The sequence below is a fragment of the Haemophilus sp. HMSC068C11 genome (genome assembly GCF_001815355.1).
Classification (GTDB): Bacteria; Pseudomonadota; Gammaproteobacteria; order Enterobacterales; family Pasteurellaceae; genus Haemophilus_D.
Map to the genome: position 1 here is coordinate 349065 of NZ_KV820361.1, position 15403 is coordinate 364467.

15 protein-coding genes are annotated in these 15403 nt (G+C 38.5%); 9 read left to right on the forward strand and 6 right to left on the reverse strand.

Annotated features, from left to right (window positions below):
- Positions 1-51 precede the first annotated feature (51 nt).
- The 8 genes from HMPREF3020_RS05535 to HMPREF3020_RS05570 all read left to right on the forward strand — a co-directional run bounded on the left by HMPREF3020_RS05535 (position 52) and on the right by HMPREF3020_RS05570 (position 8809).
- Positions 52-1089, forward strand: a complete 1038-nt coding sequence (locus tag HMPREF3020_RS05535) for an ABC transporter substrate-binding protein (RefSeq protein ID WP_070775814.1) — start codon at positions 52-54, stop codon at positions 1087-1089.
- A gap of 11 nt (positions 1090-1100) precedes the next feature.
- On the forward strand, positions 1101-3158 hold the full coding sequence (locus HMPREF3020_RS05540; protein ID WP_070775815.1) for an ABC transporter permease: 2058 nt from the start codon (positions 1101-1103) through the stop codon (positions 3156-3158).
- A gap of 24 nt (positions 3159-3182) precedes the next feature.
- Positions 3183-4235 carry a ferric ABC transporter ATP-binding protein gene (gene fbpC / locus HMPREF3020_RS05545; protein WP_070775816.1) on the forward strand — a complete coding sequence of 351 codons (1053 nt, stop codon included), beginning with the start codon at positions 3183-3185 and terminating at the stop codon, positions 4233-4235.
- Positions 4236-4381: 146 nt separating this feature from the next.
- On the forward strand, positions 4382-6337 hold the full coding sequence (locus tag HMPREF3020_RS05550) for a site-specific recombinase (RefSeq protein ID WP_070775817.1): 1956 nt from the start codon (positions 4382-4384) through the stop codon (positions 6335-6337).
- A 114-nt stretch (positions 6338-6451) separates the two neighbouring features.
- Positions 6452-7381, forward strand: coding sequence for a LysR family transcriptional regulator (locus tag HMPREF3020_RS05555; RefSeq protein WP_005697769.1), 930 nt, complete (start codon positions 6452-6454; stop codon positions 7379-7381).
- Positions 7382-7390: 9 nt separating this feature from the next.
- Complete coding sequence (gene azlC, locus HMPREF3020_RS05560; protein WP_049362213.1) at positions 7391-8116, forward strand: azaleucine resistance protein AzlC; 726 nt, start codon at positions 7391-7393, stop codon at positions 8114-8116.
- Complete coding sequence (locus tag HMPREF3020_RS05565; protein ID WP_014065151.1) at positions 8113-8442, forward strand: branched-chain amino acid transporter permease; 330 nt, start codon at positions 8113-8115, stop codon at positions 8440-8442. Before azlC ends, HMPREF3020_RS05565 begins: the two co-directional genes overlap by 4 nt.
- Positions 8443-8563: 121 nt before the next feature.
- Positions 8564-8809 (forward strand): YgjV family protein, encoded by a 246-nt coding sequence (locus HMPREF3020_RS05570; protein ID WP_049384779.1) that lies wholly within the window; start codon positions 8564-8566, stop codon positions 8807-8809.
- A 21-nt stretch (positions 8810-8830) separates the two neighbouring features.
- On the opposite strand, the gene HMPREF3020_RS05575 is transcribed toward HMPREF3020_RS05570, so the two are convergent.
- The 4 genes from HMPREF3020_RS05575 to guaB all read right to left on the reverse strand — a co-directional run bounded on the left by HMPREF3020_RS05575 (position 8831) and on the right by guaB (position 13270).
- On the reverse strand, positions 8831-9763 hold the full coding sequence (locus HMPREF3020_RS05575) for an AEC family transporter (RefSeq protein ID WP_049384780.1): 933 nt from the start codon (positions 9761-9763) through the stop codon (positions 8831-8833).
- 76 nt (positions 9764-9839) lie between these two features.
- Positions 9840-11399 carry a glutamine-hydrolyzing GMP synthase gene (gene guaA / locus HMPREF3020_RS05580; RefSeq protein ID WP_070775818.1) on the reverse strand — a complete coding sequence of 520 codons (1560 nt, stop codon included), beginning with the start codon at positions 11397-11399 and terminating at the stop codon, positions 9840-9842.
- A 13-nt stretch (positions 11400-11412) separates the two neighbouring features.
- Positions 11413-11742: a hypothetical protein gene (locus tag HMPREF3020_RS05585; RefSeq protein WP_049365428.1), complete on the reverse strand. Its 330-nt coding sequence runs from the start codon at positions 11740-11742 to the stop codon at positions 11413-11415.
- A 64-nt stretch (positions 11743-11806) separates the two neighbouring features.
- Positions 11807-13270 carry an IMP dehydrogenase gene (gene guaB, locus HMPREF3020_RS05590; RefSeq protein ID WP_070775819.1) on the reverse strand — a complete coding sequence of 488 codons (1464 nt, stop codon included), beginning with the start codon at positions 13268-13270 and terminating at the stop codon, positions 11807-11809.
- A gap of 133 nt (positions 13271-13403) precedes the next feature.
- Here guaB and birA point away from each other — a divergent pair, with 133 nt between their 5' ends.
- Entirely contained in the window at positions 13404-14318 is a 915-nt protein-coding gene (gene birA / locus HMPREF3020_RS05595; RefSeq protein WP_083315436.1) for a bifunctional biotin--[acetyl-CoA-carboxylase] ligase/biotin operon repressor BirA, read from the forward strand.
- Between the two features lie 42 nt (positions 14319-14360).
- Here birA and HMPREF3020_RS05600 read toward each other — a convergent pair whose 3' ends face one another.
- Positions 14361-15182, reverse strand: coding sequence for a DUF5718 family protein (locus tag HMPREF3020_RS05600; protein ID WP_070775821.1), 822 nt, complete (start codon positions 15180-15182; stop codon positions 14361-14363).
- Positions 15183-15184: 2 nt separating this feature from the next.
- Positions 15185-15403: hypothetical protein (locus HMPREF3020_RS09510; protein ID WP_218970519.1), on the reverse strand; the 219-nt coding region annotated here is incomplete at its 5' end.

Genomic DNA, 15403 nt, shown 5'->3' on the forward strand with positions numbered 1-15403 from the left:
GTCCGCCTAATTTTTTAGCCAGTAGCTAAAAACATAAAAAGGAGTCAATCAATGAAAAAATCAACTATATCTTTGAGTCTGTCAGCTGTTTTGTTTAGCGGGATCTTTTTTACTAGTTCAGCAATTGCTGAAGGTCGGTTAGTAGTATATTGCAGCGCACAAAACTCAGTGTGTGAAAAACAAGTGCAATCTTTTGCGAAAAAATACAATGTAGATGCGAGTTTTATTCGTAATAGTTCAGGCAGTACACTAGCTAAAATAAAGGCTGAAACAAATAATCCACAAGCTGATGTGTGGTATGGTGGAACATTTGATACACATTCTCAGGCTGCCGAGATGGATTTGCTAACTGCATATCAATCACCAATGCTGACAGAAGTTATGCCTCAATTTAAAGATCCTGGACGTCGTAAAGGAAATTACAGCTCCGTAGTTTATATGGGGGTGTTGGGTTTTGGAGTGAATACAGAAAAATTGAAAAAATTAGGAATTACTGAAACTCCAAAATGCTGGAAAGATTTACTCGATCCTAGATTTAAGAATGAAATTCAAATTTCAGATCCTCAAAGTGCTGGAACTGCATATACCGCAATAGCAACATTTGTTCAGCTTTGGGGAGAGGATGAAGCATTTAATTATTTAAAAGCATTAGATAAAAATATTTCACAGTATCCTAAAGCTGGAACTGCACCTGCTCATAATTTAGCTCGAGGTGAAACAACAATAGGCATTGGTTTTTTACAAAACTATTCTTTTGAAAAACAGAATGGAGCACCTATTGAAGTAGTAGTTCCTTGTGAAGGGACTGGTTATGAACTTGGTGGAGTGAGTGTAATAAAAAATGCTAGAAATTTAAAAAATGCAGAATTATTTGTCGACTGGGTTATGTCTAAAGAGGCACAAGAAATTTCCTGGAAAGAAGCACAATCACATCACATTCTTACAAATGTAAATGCAACATCTTCACCTTATGCATTGAAATCTAATGAACTAAATTTAATTAATTATGATTTTAACAAATTTGGCGCATCAGATGTACGTAGTGGCTTGATCGATCGTTGGGTGAGAGAAGTTAAATTAAATAAATAAATGGAGGCTTTATGAGAAAGCAGTATTATTTTCTCAATTCCAATCTATTTTGGGTAATGCTTGCTATGGCAGGCTTTGCCCTTTTGCCTTCTATGGCATTATATTATGGTATTTTTGATTCAACAGAAGATGAGCTCCTCGCAGCTATGGGATGGAGCTCAATAAATTTTAGTTGGTTTTGGTTTGGTTCTTTATTTATTATTCCTATATTTTCTTTTTTATATAAAGGAAGAGGGACGGTACAACAAGGTAAAATCGAATTTTTCTTAGCTTGCTTAATTTTTTCTTTTGTAATGATTTCAGCAAGTATTACAAAATTCAGTCTAGGTTATTCCGAGTTTATTCTTACAATTGCTTTAATTGGTATTTCAACAAATGCTCTTGCTAAAATGAAAGTAATGCAAAGCGATAAATTTGTTATCGCGTCATTGCTAAGCATTGTATTACTCATATTCTTCTTTATTGTTTATCCTACTTTAGCCATTTTTATCTCAATGTTTTACAAAGGAGATGAATTTGTACCAGGGCAAGTATTCGATATTGTTAAACAGCCTTATGTTATACGTATTATCTTAAACTCACTTGCTGTAGCAGGAACAATTGGTGTTCTTGCAACTGCGTTTGGTTTAGTATTTGCACTTTATACCACCCGAATTGCAAAGCGTAGTGCAGTTATTGGTAAAATATTCTCTATTCTTCCAATTGTGACCCCGCCATTTGTTGTTGGTTTAGGGGTAACATTGATGCTTGGTCGTTCAGGATATATTACTCATTATTTAGTTGAATATTTAGGATTTGAAAGTAATTGGTTGTATGGTTTTACTGGAATTGTTATTGCTCATACACTTGCTTTGACACCAATGTCTTTTATGATATTAGAGGGGGCCTTAAAGTCTATTCATCCATCAATTGAAGAAGCCTCTTATACTTTGCGTGCAAATCGTTACCAAACTTTCTTCAATATCATTTTCCCATTACTAAAACCTGCATTAGCAAATTCTTTTTTAGTTGTTGCAATTCAGTCTATAGCTGATTTTAGTACCCCATTAGTTTTAGGGGGAAGCTTTGACGTTATTTCTTCACAAATTTACTTTTATATTGCCGGTTCTCAGTTAGATTATGCATCTGCAAGTACATTGGGAACAATACTTCTTATTTTCTCATTAGGTATCTTTATTATTCAATATTGGTGGATTGGTAATCGCTCATATACCACTGTGTCGGGTAAGTCTTATCGTGGTGATGTACAAGATCTTCCTGTAACAATGAAGTACACAATTACTTTTGTGTTAGCATTCTGGATACTATTTAATGTTCTGCTGTATGGTAGTATTTTTTACGGTAGTTTTACGGTGAACTGGGGTGTTGATTATACCTTGACACTTAAAAATTATATTACATTATTTGGTCAAGGCTTTAGTGATGGTGCATGGCCATCTCTAATTCAAACAGTTATTTTTGCTGCAACAGCAGCTCCAATAACAGCATTATTTGGCTTGCTTATTGCTTACATTACCGTAAGACGGGAATTTAAAGGTAAAAAAACTTTAGAGTTCCTAACTTTGTTATGTTTTGCCGTACCAGGTACAGTGGCAGGGGTATCCTATATATTAGCCTTTAATGATGCTCCAATTTATATAACAGGAACGGCATTAATTGTTATTTTATCAATGGTTATGCGTAATATGCCTGTAGGTATGCGAGCGGCTATTGCTGGATTAGGACAACTAGATAAATCTTTAGATGAGGCCTCTTTATCATTAAAAGGAAGCTCTTTTAAAACTATTTGTTTTATTGTTTTCCCTTTATTAAAACCAGCCTTGCTTTCAGCGCTTGTAACTAGCTTTGTTAGAGCAATGACTACAGTAAGTGCAATTGTATTTTTAGTTACAGCAGATACCCGTGTTGCTACATCTTATATTCTAAATCGCGTAGAAGATGGTGAATACGGAATTGCAATTGCATATGGTTCAATTCTGATAGTAGTTATGATGGCCATTATTTTATTCTTTGACTGGATTGTGGGTGATACCCGAATTTCCCGTTCTAAAGCGAAAAAAATGAATTAACTCGTTAAGTTGTAGGTAAATATTATGAGTAATAATGATTTCTTAGTATTAAAAAATATCACTAAATCTTTTGGTAAATCCACAGTCATTGATAATTTAGATTTAACCATTAAACGTGGCACTATGGTGACCTTACTAGGGCCATCTGGTTGTGGTAAAACCACTGTGTTACGTTTAGTGGCAGGCTTAGAAAACCCAACTTCAGGTCAAATTTTTATTGATGGTGAAGATGTAACCAAATCATCTATTCAAAATCGTGATATTTGTATCGTATTCCAGTCTTACGCATTGTTCCCACATATGAGTATCGGTGATAACGTAGGCTATGGTTTACGTATGCAAGGCGTAGGGAAAGAAGAACGCGCTAAACGTGTAAAAGAAGCGTTGGAGTTGGTTGACTTAGCGGGGTTTGAGGATCGTTTTGTGGATCAGATTTCGGGTGGTCAACAACAACGTGTGGCATTAGCACGTGCGTTAGTGCTAAAACCAAAAGTATTACTTTTTGATGAACCATTAAGTAACTTGGATGCCAACTTACGTCGTTCTATGCGTGAAAAAATCCGTGAATTACAACAAAGTTTAGGTATTACCTCACTTTATGTGACTCACGACCAGACCGAAGCATTTGCGGTATCCGATGAAGTTATTGTGATGAATAAAGGTAAAATTATGCAAAAAGCGCCAGCAAAAGAGCTTTATTTGCGTCCAAATTCTTTATTCCTTGCAAACTTCATGGGCGAATCAAGCATCTTTGAAGGTAAATTAGATAATGGCACCATTGACGTGAATGGCTACAAATTGCCATTAAGCAATGCGGCGCAATTCAATTTACCGGATGGCGAGTGCTTAGTGGGCGTACGTCCTGAAGCGATTTACTTAAAAGCAGAAGGCGAGGCAGCACAACAATGTGAAATCAAGAGTGCAGTCTATATGGGTAACCACTGGGAAGTAGTGGCAATTTGGGCAGGCAAAGAATTGCTCATTAACACCAAACCAGAAGACTTCAATGCTGATCTCAAACAAGCTTATGTGAACTTCTCTGAACAAGGTATTTTCTTGTTGAAGAAAGAGAAATAATATCAATTTAAGGGCGTATGGAAGCATACGCCTTTTCTTTTAAAATCCTTTCAAAATTGACCGCACTTTTCCGCTCATTTTACTTTATCTAACAGAGCTGTATAATGTCTCGCTTTTGAATATAAACGATAGAAGGGGGAAAGCTCATGATTAAAACCGATATCTTACCGCAATTTTTGCGTAACAAAGTGGCGGAAAACGATGCCTTTGGTCTCGTAGAGGGCTTGTGCCAATTATTACGTAGCAGCCCTACAGAAAAAATTTCTCCCACCTTGCATTTATTTAAGTTTATCTTAAAGAACGATAAAGAATTAGGCTATTCTGTTTCGAAATTATTATGCGGTTGGTTATGTGATTTACGTCTTTATCCCTTGTTTATTAGTAGTGGCATTCTTACGCGTGGCGGTTTTGGGCAAGAAATGAAAACGCGTATTTATGAGCGTTTTAACCCATCTTTTAAAGATATTAATGATTTACGTGATATTTTTTATTTATTGTTCAGTGATAAAAATGATGCCCGCTGGATTGATGCTGTTCCATTAAAAACATGGCGAGGCGTATTTGGCGTTTTAACACGTTATACAGAACAAAAAGATCGTGAACGTTTAAAAAATCATATTGAAAGTGAAGGGCTATTTGCCATTGAAATGCTTTCAATTTGGATTGCAGCTGAAGACATGGATCCTGAGTTGATGCGAATGGAGCCATCTTTGTTGAATGCGGATTCACCTTTCGTGGCATTGCATCATGAAGTGGTTGATTGGGTAGAGGCGCGTCGCCAAGCAACGGTTTTTGATGATAGCCATTTGCAGGTAATGTTTGATCAATGTAAGGCATTGATTATTGGCTTACAGAAACGTGGGGCGGTAGTGGGATCATCCTTAAATACAGCGTATTTATTGGAACGTCTTTCACAGACTTTAGAACGGTTAGAAACCTTGATGGCGATTTTTGTTTCAAATCGCTATTTGCCGCGTCGAATCTTATTATTAACCGGTTGTTTTGCCCGTGCGGCAGCGGAACGTCATAGTATTTCGCGACTATGGAAACAAAGCTCAGGATTAATGGCTCGTAGTGTTACGCAGAATGCAGGCGATCATGGTGAGCATTACATTACTCGAGATAAAAAAGAGTATTGGGCAATGTTTTATTCTGCCGCAGGTGGTGGTGTATTAATTGCATTGATGGCGCTATTTAAAACCTATCTAGGCAGTATCATTGATGACAAAGTCTGGAAAGGCATTGCAGAAGGCTTAAATTACGGCTTAGGTTTCATGGTGATCTTTATGCTTCATTTCACGGTTGCAACCAAACAGCCAGCCATGACTGCAGCCCGTTTTGCTGAGGCTGTTGAGAAAACGCCTCAAGGTAAAACCGTCAATATGAAATTAGCCCAATTATTAGTGGATGTATTTCGTTCTCAAAGTATTGCTGTGCTAGGTAATGTGCTCATTGCGATGGGATTAGCCGCATTGATTGCGTTTGGTTACCAATATAAAACAGGTGAACCATTGATGAATGCTGATCAAATCGCGTATCAATTACATAGTATTGATCCTTTTGCGGGAACCTTATGGTTTGCCGCCATTGCGGGGGTATGGTTATTCTGTTCAGGGATTATTTCGGGCTATTTTGATAACCGTAGCAATTATTTGAATATGCGTATGCGTTTAACTCAGCATCCGTTATTGAAAAAACTAATGTCTGAGAAGACTCGCGTTAAATTTGCTAATTATATGCATGAGAATTATGGCTCGCTAATTGGTAACCTTTGCTTTGGTATGCTGCTTGGGATTACCGGTGTGGTGGGGTACTTAACGCATCTTCCGTTAGATATTCGTCATGTGGCATTTTCATCTGCAAATGTGGGCTATATTGCCGTGAGCGGACATTTTACCTATTCATTGCTTTTACAATGCATTGCTTTTGTATTGTTGATTGGTTTAGTGAATTTAATTGTCAGTTTTTCATTAACGCTTTGGGTTGCATTGCGTTCTTTGAATGCGGAAATTGAGAGCTGGTGGCCAATTTGGCATGAAGTTTGCCAAATTGTGAAAAAACGACCATTGAGCTTATTTCTTCCTGTTCAATTAGATAAATAATCGACTTAAGTGCGGTCAAAAATATCAACGTTTTTGACCGCACTTTCTTTTCGCACAATTTAATTTGCGTTATCATGTTGCTCATCTAATGCGATAACTTTATGAATTATTCTAATGAAACCAACATTTCTTGAACTTCGTCACCTAAGAACCTTGCTTGCTTTGAAGGAAACAGGCAGCGTTTCGATGGCGGCAAAACGTGTTTATTTAACACAATCGGCACTTTCTCATCAAATTAAGTTAATGGAAGAGCAATTCGGCTTACCTTTGTTTGAGCGTAAAAGTAATCCATTGCGTTTTACCGCAGCTGGCGATCGTTTGATTCGTCTTGCCAATGAAATTCTTCCGAAAGTGGTAGATGCAGAACGTGAACTTGCACGTGTAAAACACGGTGATGCAGGGCAGTTGCGAATTGCAGTGGAGTGTCATACCTGTTTCGACTGGTTAATGCCTGCGATGGATGAATTTCGTCAGCATTGGAGCTTGGTAGAATTGGATATTGTGTCTGGTTTCCACACTGATCCGGTTGGATTGTTATTATCTCATCGTGCAGATTGGGCTATCGTGTCTGAAGTTGAACAAAATGATGATGTTTTATTTAAGCCGTTATTTTCTTATGAAATGGTGGGAATCTGTTCTAAAGATCATCCATTAGCCAATAAAGAGGTTTGGCAGGCGGAAGATTTCGCTGAAGAAACTTGGGTAACCTATCCTGTTCCTGATGATATGTTAGATTTATATCGTCAAGTGTTGAAACCAAAAGGTATTAATCCGCCACGTCGTACAACGGAGCTAACGATCGCCTTGATCCAATTAGTAGCGAGTCGTCGAGGCATTGCTACCGTACCTTATTGGGCGGCATTACCTTATTTAGAAAAAGGGTATGTGGTGGCGCGTAAAATTACAGAAGAAGGGTTGTACAGTAATCTCTATGCCGCGATTCGTAAAGAAGATGCTAATTTAGCTTATATCGAAGATTTCCATCAAACAGTAAAAGCACAAAGTTTTTCGACCTTACCTGGTTTGTCTGTTTTAGAGTTGTAGTAGGTCAATATGTCAGAAGTAGTGACAGAAAATCCCATCAAAGCCGCAGCAAAAGCGGCATTTCCTTACAGCATGCCAATGCTTGCCGGCTTTTTATTTTTAGGCATAGCATACGGCATTTACATGAAAGCACTTGGATTCGGTGTTTGGTTCCCCGTTGCAATGGCAGCACTCATTTATGCGGGCTCCGTGGAATTTATTGCAGCCGCCGCCTTAGTTATGCCTTTTTCGCCTTTAAGTGTTGCGTTGGTTACGCTGATGGTAAGTGGTCGCCAAATTTTTTATGGCATTTCCATGTTAGAAAAATATGGTGCTCAACTCGGAAAAAAACGTTGGTATTTAATTAGTACCCTAGTCGATGAAAGTTTTTCCCTTAACTATATGGCGAAGATTCCCGATCATTTAGATAAAGGCTGGTATATGTTCTTTGTCAGTTTTTATCTCCATCTTTATTGGGTTGTAGGAGCGGGATTAGGTAATCTATTTGGTTCAATCATTCCTTTTGATTTAAAAGGGGTAGAGTTTGGTATGACTGCACTTTTCCTGGTGATTTTTGCTGAAAACTGGCTTAAAGAGAAATCTCATGAAAGCTCATTATTAGGTTTAGGTGTGGCTTTTGCATCGCTATTAATTGTTGGGAAAGAGCATTTTTTAGTGCCAACACTCATTAGTATTTGGATTCTATTAACCGTAAGACGACCGAAACTTTCATCTAAATTGGAGGCACTAAAATGACATTGATGGAACAAATTATCACCATTGTGATTTGTATTGTGTGCGTACAATTTACTCGATTATTGCCATTCTGGATCTTTCCCGCCAATCGCCCGATTCCAGACTATATTCGTTACCTTGGCAAAGTATTGCCTGCGGCGATGTTTGGGATGTTAGTGGTGTATTGCTATAAAAATGTGGATGTATTGAGTGGTTATCACGGTTTGCCCGATTTCATTGCAGGTGCTTTGGTATTGGGGTTACATTTCTGGAAAAAGAACATGTTTCTTTCTATCTCGGCAGGCACAATTTTTTATATGTTTTTAGTGCAAAAAGTCTTTATCTAAGCGAATGTTGAGCGAAATAAAAATTTCTTGATATTGCAATCGGTTGCCTTTATTTCGCCTCTTTTCCTCGATTCCAAAATCTTTTATGATGCCGCCTCAATCATTGTTGACGGAGAGATTTATGGAATTTAATTTCATCGAATTATTAGGCTATTTGGCAACATTCTTTGTGGCTGTGTCTTTTTTATTTAAATCGATTGTTCACTTGAGAGTTGTTAATGCAATTGGAGCGGTACTTTTTGTCATTTACAGTTTGATCATCAAATCTTATCCAGTTGCGCTTCTAAACGCATTCTTAGTTTTCGTTAACTTATATCAACTTTATCGTTTGAAAAAAGAGCAGCCGGCATCAAAAGTGCTTAAATAATTGACCGCACTTTTCCACGATTTACCCCCATATTTGATATAACGCAATCACCAGTGGCATAGTAAACATACAAAGCAGCGTCGTTACACCATAGATGGCGCTGGCTTTCTGTGGATTGTTGTTATAAATCACCGCCATTTGTGTGACAGTTGAAGCTGATGGGCTCGTGGTTGCTAAAAAGCTAATCAACACAATAATTTCCCCTTTTTCAGCCCAACGTACAAACCCAATCAACTTTATTAATACCAATAATGCAATCGGAATAAGTAACAAGCGCAAAAGTGTGACTAAATAAATGCGTTTGGATGATACGATGCTCCGTAAAGGTATTGCCGCAATCAGCATACCCGCAACAAGCATGGCATTTGGGCCAATAAACAAACCGATGGAAGAGAGTGTGCCATTGATAATACTTGGTAATTTTATTTGAAAAGCAAATAAAAATGCTCCGACGAGAATTGACCAAATATTGATGTTTTTGGCAATCATCTTCAAGGATAAATTTCCTTTTCCTACAATAATCAAACGGCAATGCGTCCAAAATAGAAAGGTTTGCACCACAATAAAACAGCTGGCGTAAATCACCCATTCTTTGCCAAATAACGACATCACAATCGGAATAATTAAATTACCAGAATTGGAATAAATGGAAGTGGCATGTTCAATAGGATCAAGGTTTAATAGGTGCTTTAACAGACTGCCAATAATAATCAGAATAACCTGAAGAAACACCGCCATAAACAGTGAAAGCTGTAAACCTTGTAGAATTTCAGGCGTGTAATCAATTTGAAAGGCTTCAATCATCACTGCAGGACTGATGACATAAAGCCCAATAACGGAAAGCGTCTTGCTATCTTCAGATTTTAATAATTTTGATTTAACCAACCCATAACCAATAAGCACAATAAGTGTCAGTTCAATAATTTTAGTGCCGAGTAAAAATGCAATGTCCATAGTGAATATTGATGAGAGAAATTAGTGCTATGAAAGAAGAAAAGGGCAAATAATTTGCCCTTTAAATTGATTTAGGTTACTCCCATTCGATAGTTGCTGGAGGTTTTCCGCTGATGTCATATACTACGCGAGAAATGCCATTCACTTCGTTGATGATGCGGTTAGACACTTTGCCTAATAAATCATAAGGCAAATGTGCCCAATGTGCGGTCATAAAGTCGATGGTTTCTACTGCACGTAGCGAGATTACCCAGTCATATTTACGGCCATCGCCCATCACGCCGACAGATTTTACTGGTAAGAATACGCTGAAGGCTTGGCTGGTTTTTTCATACCAACCGCTATTGCGTAATTCTTCGATAAAGATCGCATCCGCACGGCGTAATAAATCGCAGTATTCTTTTTTCACTTCGCCTAATACACGCACGCCTAAACCTGGACCAGGGAATGGGTGGCGGTTGATCATTTCAGCCGGTAAGCCTAATGCTAAACCGATTTTACGTACTTCGTCTTTAAACAATTCACGTAACGGTTCTACTAAGCCAAGTTTCATATAGTCTGGTAAGCCACCTACGTTGTGGTGAGATTTAATCACATGCGCTTTACCAGTTTTGCTTGCTGCAGATTCGATGACATCAGGGTAGATTGTACCTTGTGCCAACCATTTCACATTAGTGAGTTTTTTCGATTCATCATCGAATACATCAACGAATACTTTACCGATAATTTTACGTTTTGCTTCAGGGTCCGATACGCCTGCAAGCTCGGCTAAGAAACGGCTTTCCGCATCAACGCGGGTAATATTTAAACCAAATTTATCACCGAACATCTCCATGACTTGATCGCCTTCGTGTAAGCGGAGTAAGCCGTTATCCACGAATACGCAGTGTAAGTTTTTGCCGATAGCACGGTGTAAAAGTAATGCAACCACAGAAGAGTCCACACCACCAGATAAACCTAGAATCACTTCATCGTCACCCACTTGCTCTTTAATGCGAACTACTGCATCTTCGATAATGTTTTCTGCTGTCCATTTGGTTTCGCAACCACAAATGTTCACCACGAAATTCATTAATAATTCCAAGCCTTTTTTAGTATGGGTCACTTCTGGGTGGAATTGTACGCCGTAGAAACGACGGCTTTCATCAGACATCGCAGCAATTGGGCAGGTTGGAGTCGTACCAGTAACTTGGAAGTTTTCAGGTAAGCGAGTTACTTTATCACCATGGCTCATCCATACATCTAATTTGCTGTCACCATCATTTAAATGAGCGAAAAGTGCGGTTGGATTATCCATTAAAACAGAGGCATAGCCGAATTCACGATGATCAGAGGTTTCAGTTAAACCGCCAAGTTGCATCGCCATGGTTTGCATACCGTAACAAATACCCAATACAGGCACGCCTGCGTTAAATACATATTCAGGTGCACGCGGGCTGTTTTCTTCTGTCGTACTTTCTGGGCCACCAGAAAGAATGATACCGTCTGGATTAAATTGACGGATTTGTTCTTCAGTTACATCCCATGCCCAAAGTTCGCAGTACACACCGATTTCACGCACACGACGCGCAATCAGTTGAGTATATTGTGAGCCGAAGTCGAGGATCAGAATTTTATGATTGTGGATGTTTGTCATTTTTTACCTTATGTTAGTTTGACGTGGTCATATTGATGTAGGTTCCACCTTGACCATCGCTGATATATTTAATTTTAAATACTTCAGTTTGATTACAGCCTTTTACTGTCCAAGTTTCATATGCTGAATCAACAGTAGATGTTTTAGGGTTGATTTTTGCATCATTGATCTGAGTATGAATTTGTTTTGGCGTACAATTATGGATTGCTCTAAAAGCCAGATTGATATTACGTTCAGTATCTGATTTTAGTAAAGAACTTGCCGTTGTTTCTCCCGTATAAGTTGGTCCGAAAAGCGCACAACTTGATATGATAAACGGAATGAGTAATGCTAGTTTTTTCATTTCAGTCCTTTTAGTTGCCTAAAATATTTCAAAAGAGCGGTTAAATAAACCGCTCTTTTATCAATTAGCCCATACGATAGTTTGGTGCTTCTTTAGTAATAGTTACATCGTGAACATGGCTTTCTTTAATGCCTGCACCACTGATGCGAACAAATTCCGCTTTTGTACGTAATTCTTCGATGGTTGCGCAGCCAGTTAAGCCCATGCAAGAACGTAAACCACCCATTTGTTGGTGGATAATTTCTTTTAAGTAACCTTTATATGGAATACGGCCTTCGATACCTTCAGGCACAAGTTTGTCTGCTGCGTTATCAGATTGGAAGTAACGGTCTGATGAACCTTTCGCCATGGCGCCTAATGAGCCCATACCGCGATAAGATTTAAATGCACGACCTTGATAAAGTTCGATTTCACCCGGTGCTTCTTCAGTACCGGCAAACATAGAACCAACCATTACACAGCTCGCACCTGCTGCGATAGCTTTTGCAATATCACCAGAGAAACGGATACCACCATCCGCGATAACTGGAATACCACGATCTTTTAATGCCGCAGCGGCATCTGCGATAGCAGTGATTTGTGGAACACCTACACCAGTCACAATACGAGTTGTACAAATAGAACCTGGGCCAATACCTACTTTCACTGCGCTTGCGCCTGCGTCTGCAAGTGCGATAGCACCTTCAGCTGTTGCTACGTTACCCGCAACGATAGGTAAGTTTGGATATTTTGCACGCGTTTCACGAACACGTTGTAATACGCCTTCTGAGTGACCGTGAGAAGAGTCGATTAACAATACATCTACGCCAGCTTTCACTAATGCATCAATACGTTCTTCATTACCTGGACCCGCACCTACAGCCGCACCTACGCGTAAACGACCAAATTCATCTTTACATGCGTTCGGTTTTTGTTCCGCTTTTTGGAAGTCTTTAACGGTGATCATGCCTTTTAATTTGAAAGCATCATCTACAACAAGCACTTTCTCTACGCGGTTTTTATGCATTAATTCTAAAATCGTTTCACGACTTGCACCTTCTTTTACGGTGACCAAGTCTTCTTTCTTAGTCATTAATTGTGAAACAGTTTTGCTTAAATCTTTTACGAAACGCGTGTCGCGGCCAGTGATGATACCAATCAAGTTATTTTCACCGTCTACAACAGGGTAGCCTGCGAAGCCGTTTTTCTTCACCATTTCGGCAAGTGCTGCAAGGGTTAAATCTGGCGAAACAGTGACAGGTTCAGAAACGATACCACTTTCGAATTTTTTCACTTTACGAACTCGATCCGCTTGGCGTTCGATCGTCATGTTTTTATGAATAAAGCCAATACCGCCTTCTTGTGCTAAAGAGATTGCTAATTTGGTTTCTGTGACAGTATCCATCGCAGCAGAAAGCATAGGAATATTTAAGCGAATTTCTTTGGTGAGTTGAGTTGAGAGGTTGGCTGTGTTCGGGAGAACAGTTGAATGAGCAGGGACGAGTAGAACATCGTCAAAAGTAAGCGCTTCTTGTTTGATTCTAAGCATGGCAATATCTCGCTGTTAAAAGTTGTGTCAAAAAATATTGCGCCGGGATTATACAGATTTTTCATGTGGATGAAAATGAATTTTTTCGCTTTTATGGTAAGATTTGCCAAGGTTTTTATGAGAAGGAATGAATATGCCATCGTTATTGGAGTGTTTATCGGATTGCCAACCTAAAGTGCGGTCAGATTTGATGTCGTTTTTAAATATTACGCCAAATGGATTGGCGCAAGAAATGGCATTATTGAGAGAAGTGGGATTGAATATTCGAGAAGAAAATGAGGTTTATCAGCTTGTGCCAGAAATGCCTTTGTTAAATCCGCAAGCAATTTCGACCGCACTTTCACCTTATTCCGTGCATTATCATCGAACTATTTCTTCAACAAATGAATTTATAACGAATCACATTAACCAATTAAAAAAAGGTGATTTGTGCCTCGCAGAATATCAAACGGCTGGAAGGGGGCGTCGTGGTCGCCAATGGCTTTCACCGTTTGCAGGGCAGTTAATTTTTAGTTTTTATTGGACTATCGATCCTAAAAAAGTATTGGATGGATTAAGTTTAGTGATTGGTTTAGCCATTGCAGAAGCGTTAAATGTGAAAGTGAAATGGCCAAATGATATTTTGCTTTCAGGGCGAAAACTAGGGGGTATTTTGGTAGAGATCATTAATCACAAGAATGGGCAGCTTAATTTAGTCGTTGGTATTGGGATCAATGTAAAATTGCCACAATCAACCGAAATTAGTCAGCCGTATGCACAATTAAACGAACAGGATCCAAATATAGATCGTGAGACGATCCTTGTTAAAGTGATTCAACGCATTTATTCTCGATTAGCTCAATTTGAAGAAAAGGGCATTGACGAGGAATTCATGCAACAATGGATAAACTATAATGAATTTTTTGGTGATGAAGTGAATATCTTTACCGAACAAGGCGCAATTTCAGGTATAGAGCAGGGAATTGATAAACGCGGTTATTTAAAAGTCATAACTGATGAAGGCGAGCGGTATTTTAATGCCGGAGAAGTTTCTTTAAGAAGGAAGTAAATAAAAGTGCGGTCAAAATTAACCGCACTTTTTATATGTATGCTAAACCACTTTCTGAATAAGCGCTGAAATGTCGTCTGCAAATTTTTCATTTTTTGCCATTTGCTCAATTTCCTCAGCAGAATATTTTTCACCGTTATACACGACAACAATGCTGAGATCATTAGGTTGTAAGAAATGCGTTTCACCGAACTCGGTATAACGAGTGGCGCCAATACTAATAATAGCTTGTTTCGGATAGTTTGCTTGCTCTAATAAAGAGGTAATATGATTCATCGGTCCTTCATCGGGTTGATTATTCATTCTATCCACGATCCAATCTAATAATTGTTGGTGGAAATAGCTATAACCAACCGCTGGGCTGTCAATACCATAAGTATTCAGTTCATCATTTCGTTTATGGAAACAAGCGATACGATATTGATCAATTTCGCTTCCTTTAATAAAGGAAGAAAGTGGAATCAGTTTGGATGAAATACCTTTGCTTGCCTCGCCCCAGTTTTTCTTTTCACAGATTTTTTTCGCATTAGGACGACGAATAGAGCAGTCATTATAGGCCGCAAAATAGCGTGGGATAATTTTCTCAACTTGATTTCCTTCATAGATAAGCTCACAAATAAGTGCAATTTCAGGTTCAATTTGCAGATTATCTGCGCCTTGTGGAAAATTAATTTGATTGTGACTTAAAGGATAGGTAGAAAGAAAGCCCGCCTTTTTGCTTGGCACATAAAAAGGGAAAATCGCTTTTGGTTGAATGGCATTTTCTGTTTTAACTTGAGTGAAATCAGCTGCTTCACCTGCTTGTTCTAAATGTCCCGCGAAATTACCTGCTACACCGAAACCAATCATTTGCTCAAAATTCATAACTACCTCATTAAAATGCTTACTCTTTGGTGGTAATTTACCTTGAATATTGAACAAAGACAATTCACTTTGATGATTAAATCATCAGACAATAAAAAAATTGAATTTTTTTGTAAAAAAGCACTTGCAAAGAATTCTGAAAGTCCTATAATACGCCCCACGCAACGACGCGCTGTTGTGAATCTTAGGAAAAACCAGTGCGTCGTTCTTTTTTGCTCTTT

Bases quoted from the DNA above. Each gene is read 5' to 3' on its own strand.
- HMPREF3020_RS05535 (WP_070775814.1), top strand. From the start codon at position 52: ATGAAAAAATCAACTATATCTTTGAGTCTGTCAGCTGTTTTGTTTAGC.
- HMPREF3020_RS05540 (WP_070775815.1), top strand. From the start codon at position 1,101: ATGAGAAAGCAGTATTATTTTCTCAATTCCAATCTATTTTGGGTAATG.
- fbpC (WP_070775816.1), top strand. From the start codon at position 3,183: ATGAGTAATAATGATTTCTTAGTATTAAAAAATATCACTAAATCTTTT.
- HMPREF3020_RS05550 (WP_070775817.1), top strand. From the start codon at position 4,382: ATGATTAAAACCGATATCTTACCGCAATTTTTGCGTAACAAAGTGGCG.
- HMPREF3020_RS05555 (WP_005697769.1), top strand. From the start codon at position 6,452: ATGAAACCAACATTTCTTGAACTTCGTCACCTAAGAACCTTGCTTGCT.
- azlC (WP_049362213.1), top strand. From the start codon at position 7,391: ATGTCAGAAGTAGTGACAGAAAATCCCATCAAAGCCGCAGCAAAAGCG.
- HMPREF3020_RS05565 (WP_014065151.1), top strand. From the start codon at position 8,113: ATGACATTGATGGAACAAATTATCACCATTGTGATTTGTATTGTGTGC.
- HMPREF3020_RS05570 (WP_049384779.1), top strand. From the start codon at position 8,564: ATGGAATTTAATTTCATCGAATTATTAGGCTATTTGGCAACATTCTTT.
- HMPREF3020_RS05575 (WP_049384780.1), bottom strand. From the start codon at position 9,763: ATGGACATTGCATTTTTACTCGGCACTAAAATTATTGAACTGACACTT.
- guaA (WP_070775818.1), bottom strand. From the start codon at position 11,399: ATGACAAACATCCACAATCATAAAATTCTGATCCTCGACTTCGGCTCA.
- HMPREF3020_RS05585 (WP_049365428.1), bottom strand. From the start codon at position 11,742: ATGAAAAAACTAGCATTACTCATTCCGTTTATCATATCAAGTTGTGCG.
- guaB (WP_070775819.1), bottom strand. From the start codon at position 13,270: ATGCTTAGAATCAAACAAGAAGCGCTTACTTTTGACGATGTTCTACTC.
- birA (WP_083315436.1), top strand. From the start codon at position 13,404: ATGCCATCGTTATTGGAGTGTTTATCGGATTGCCAACCTAAAGTGCGG.
- HMPREF3020_RS05600 (WP_070775821.1), bottom strand. From the start codon at position 15,182: ATGAATTTTGAGCAAATGATTGGTTTCGGTGTAGCAGGTAATTTCGCG.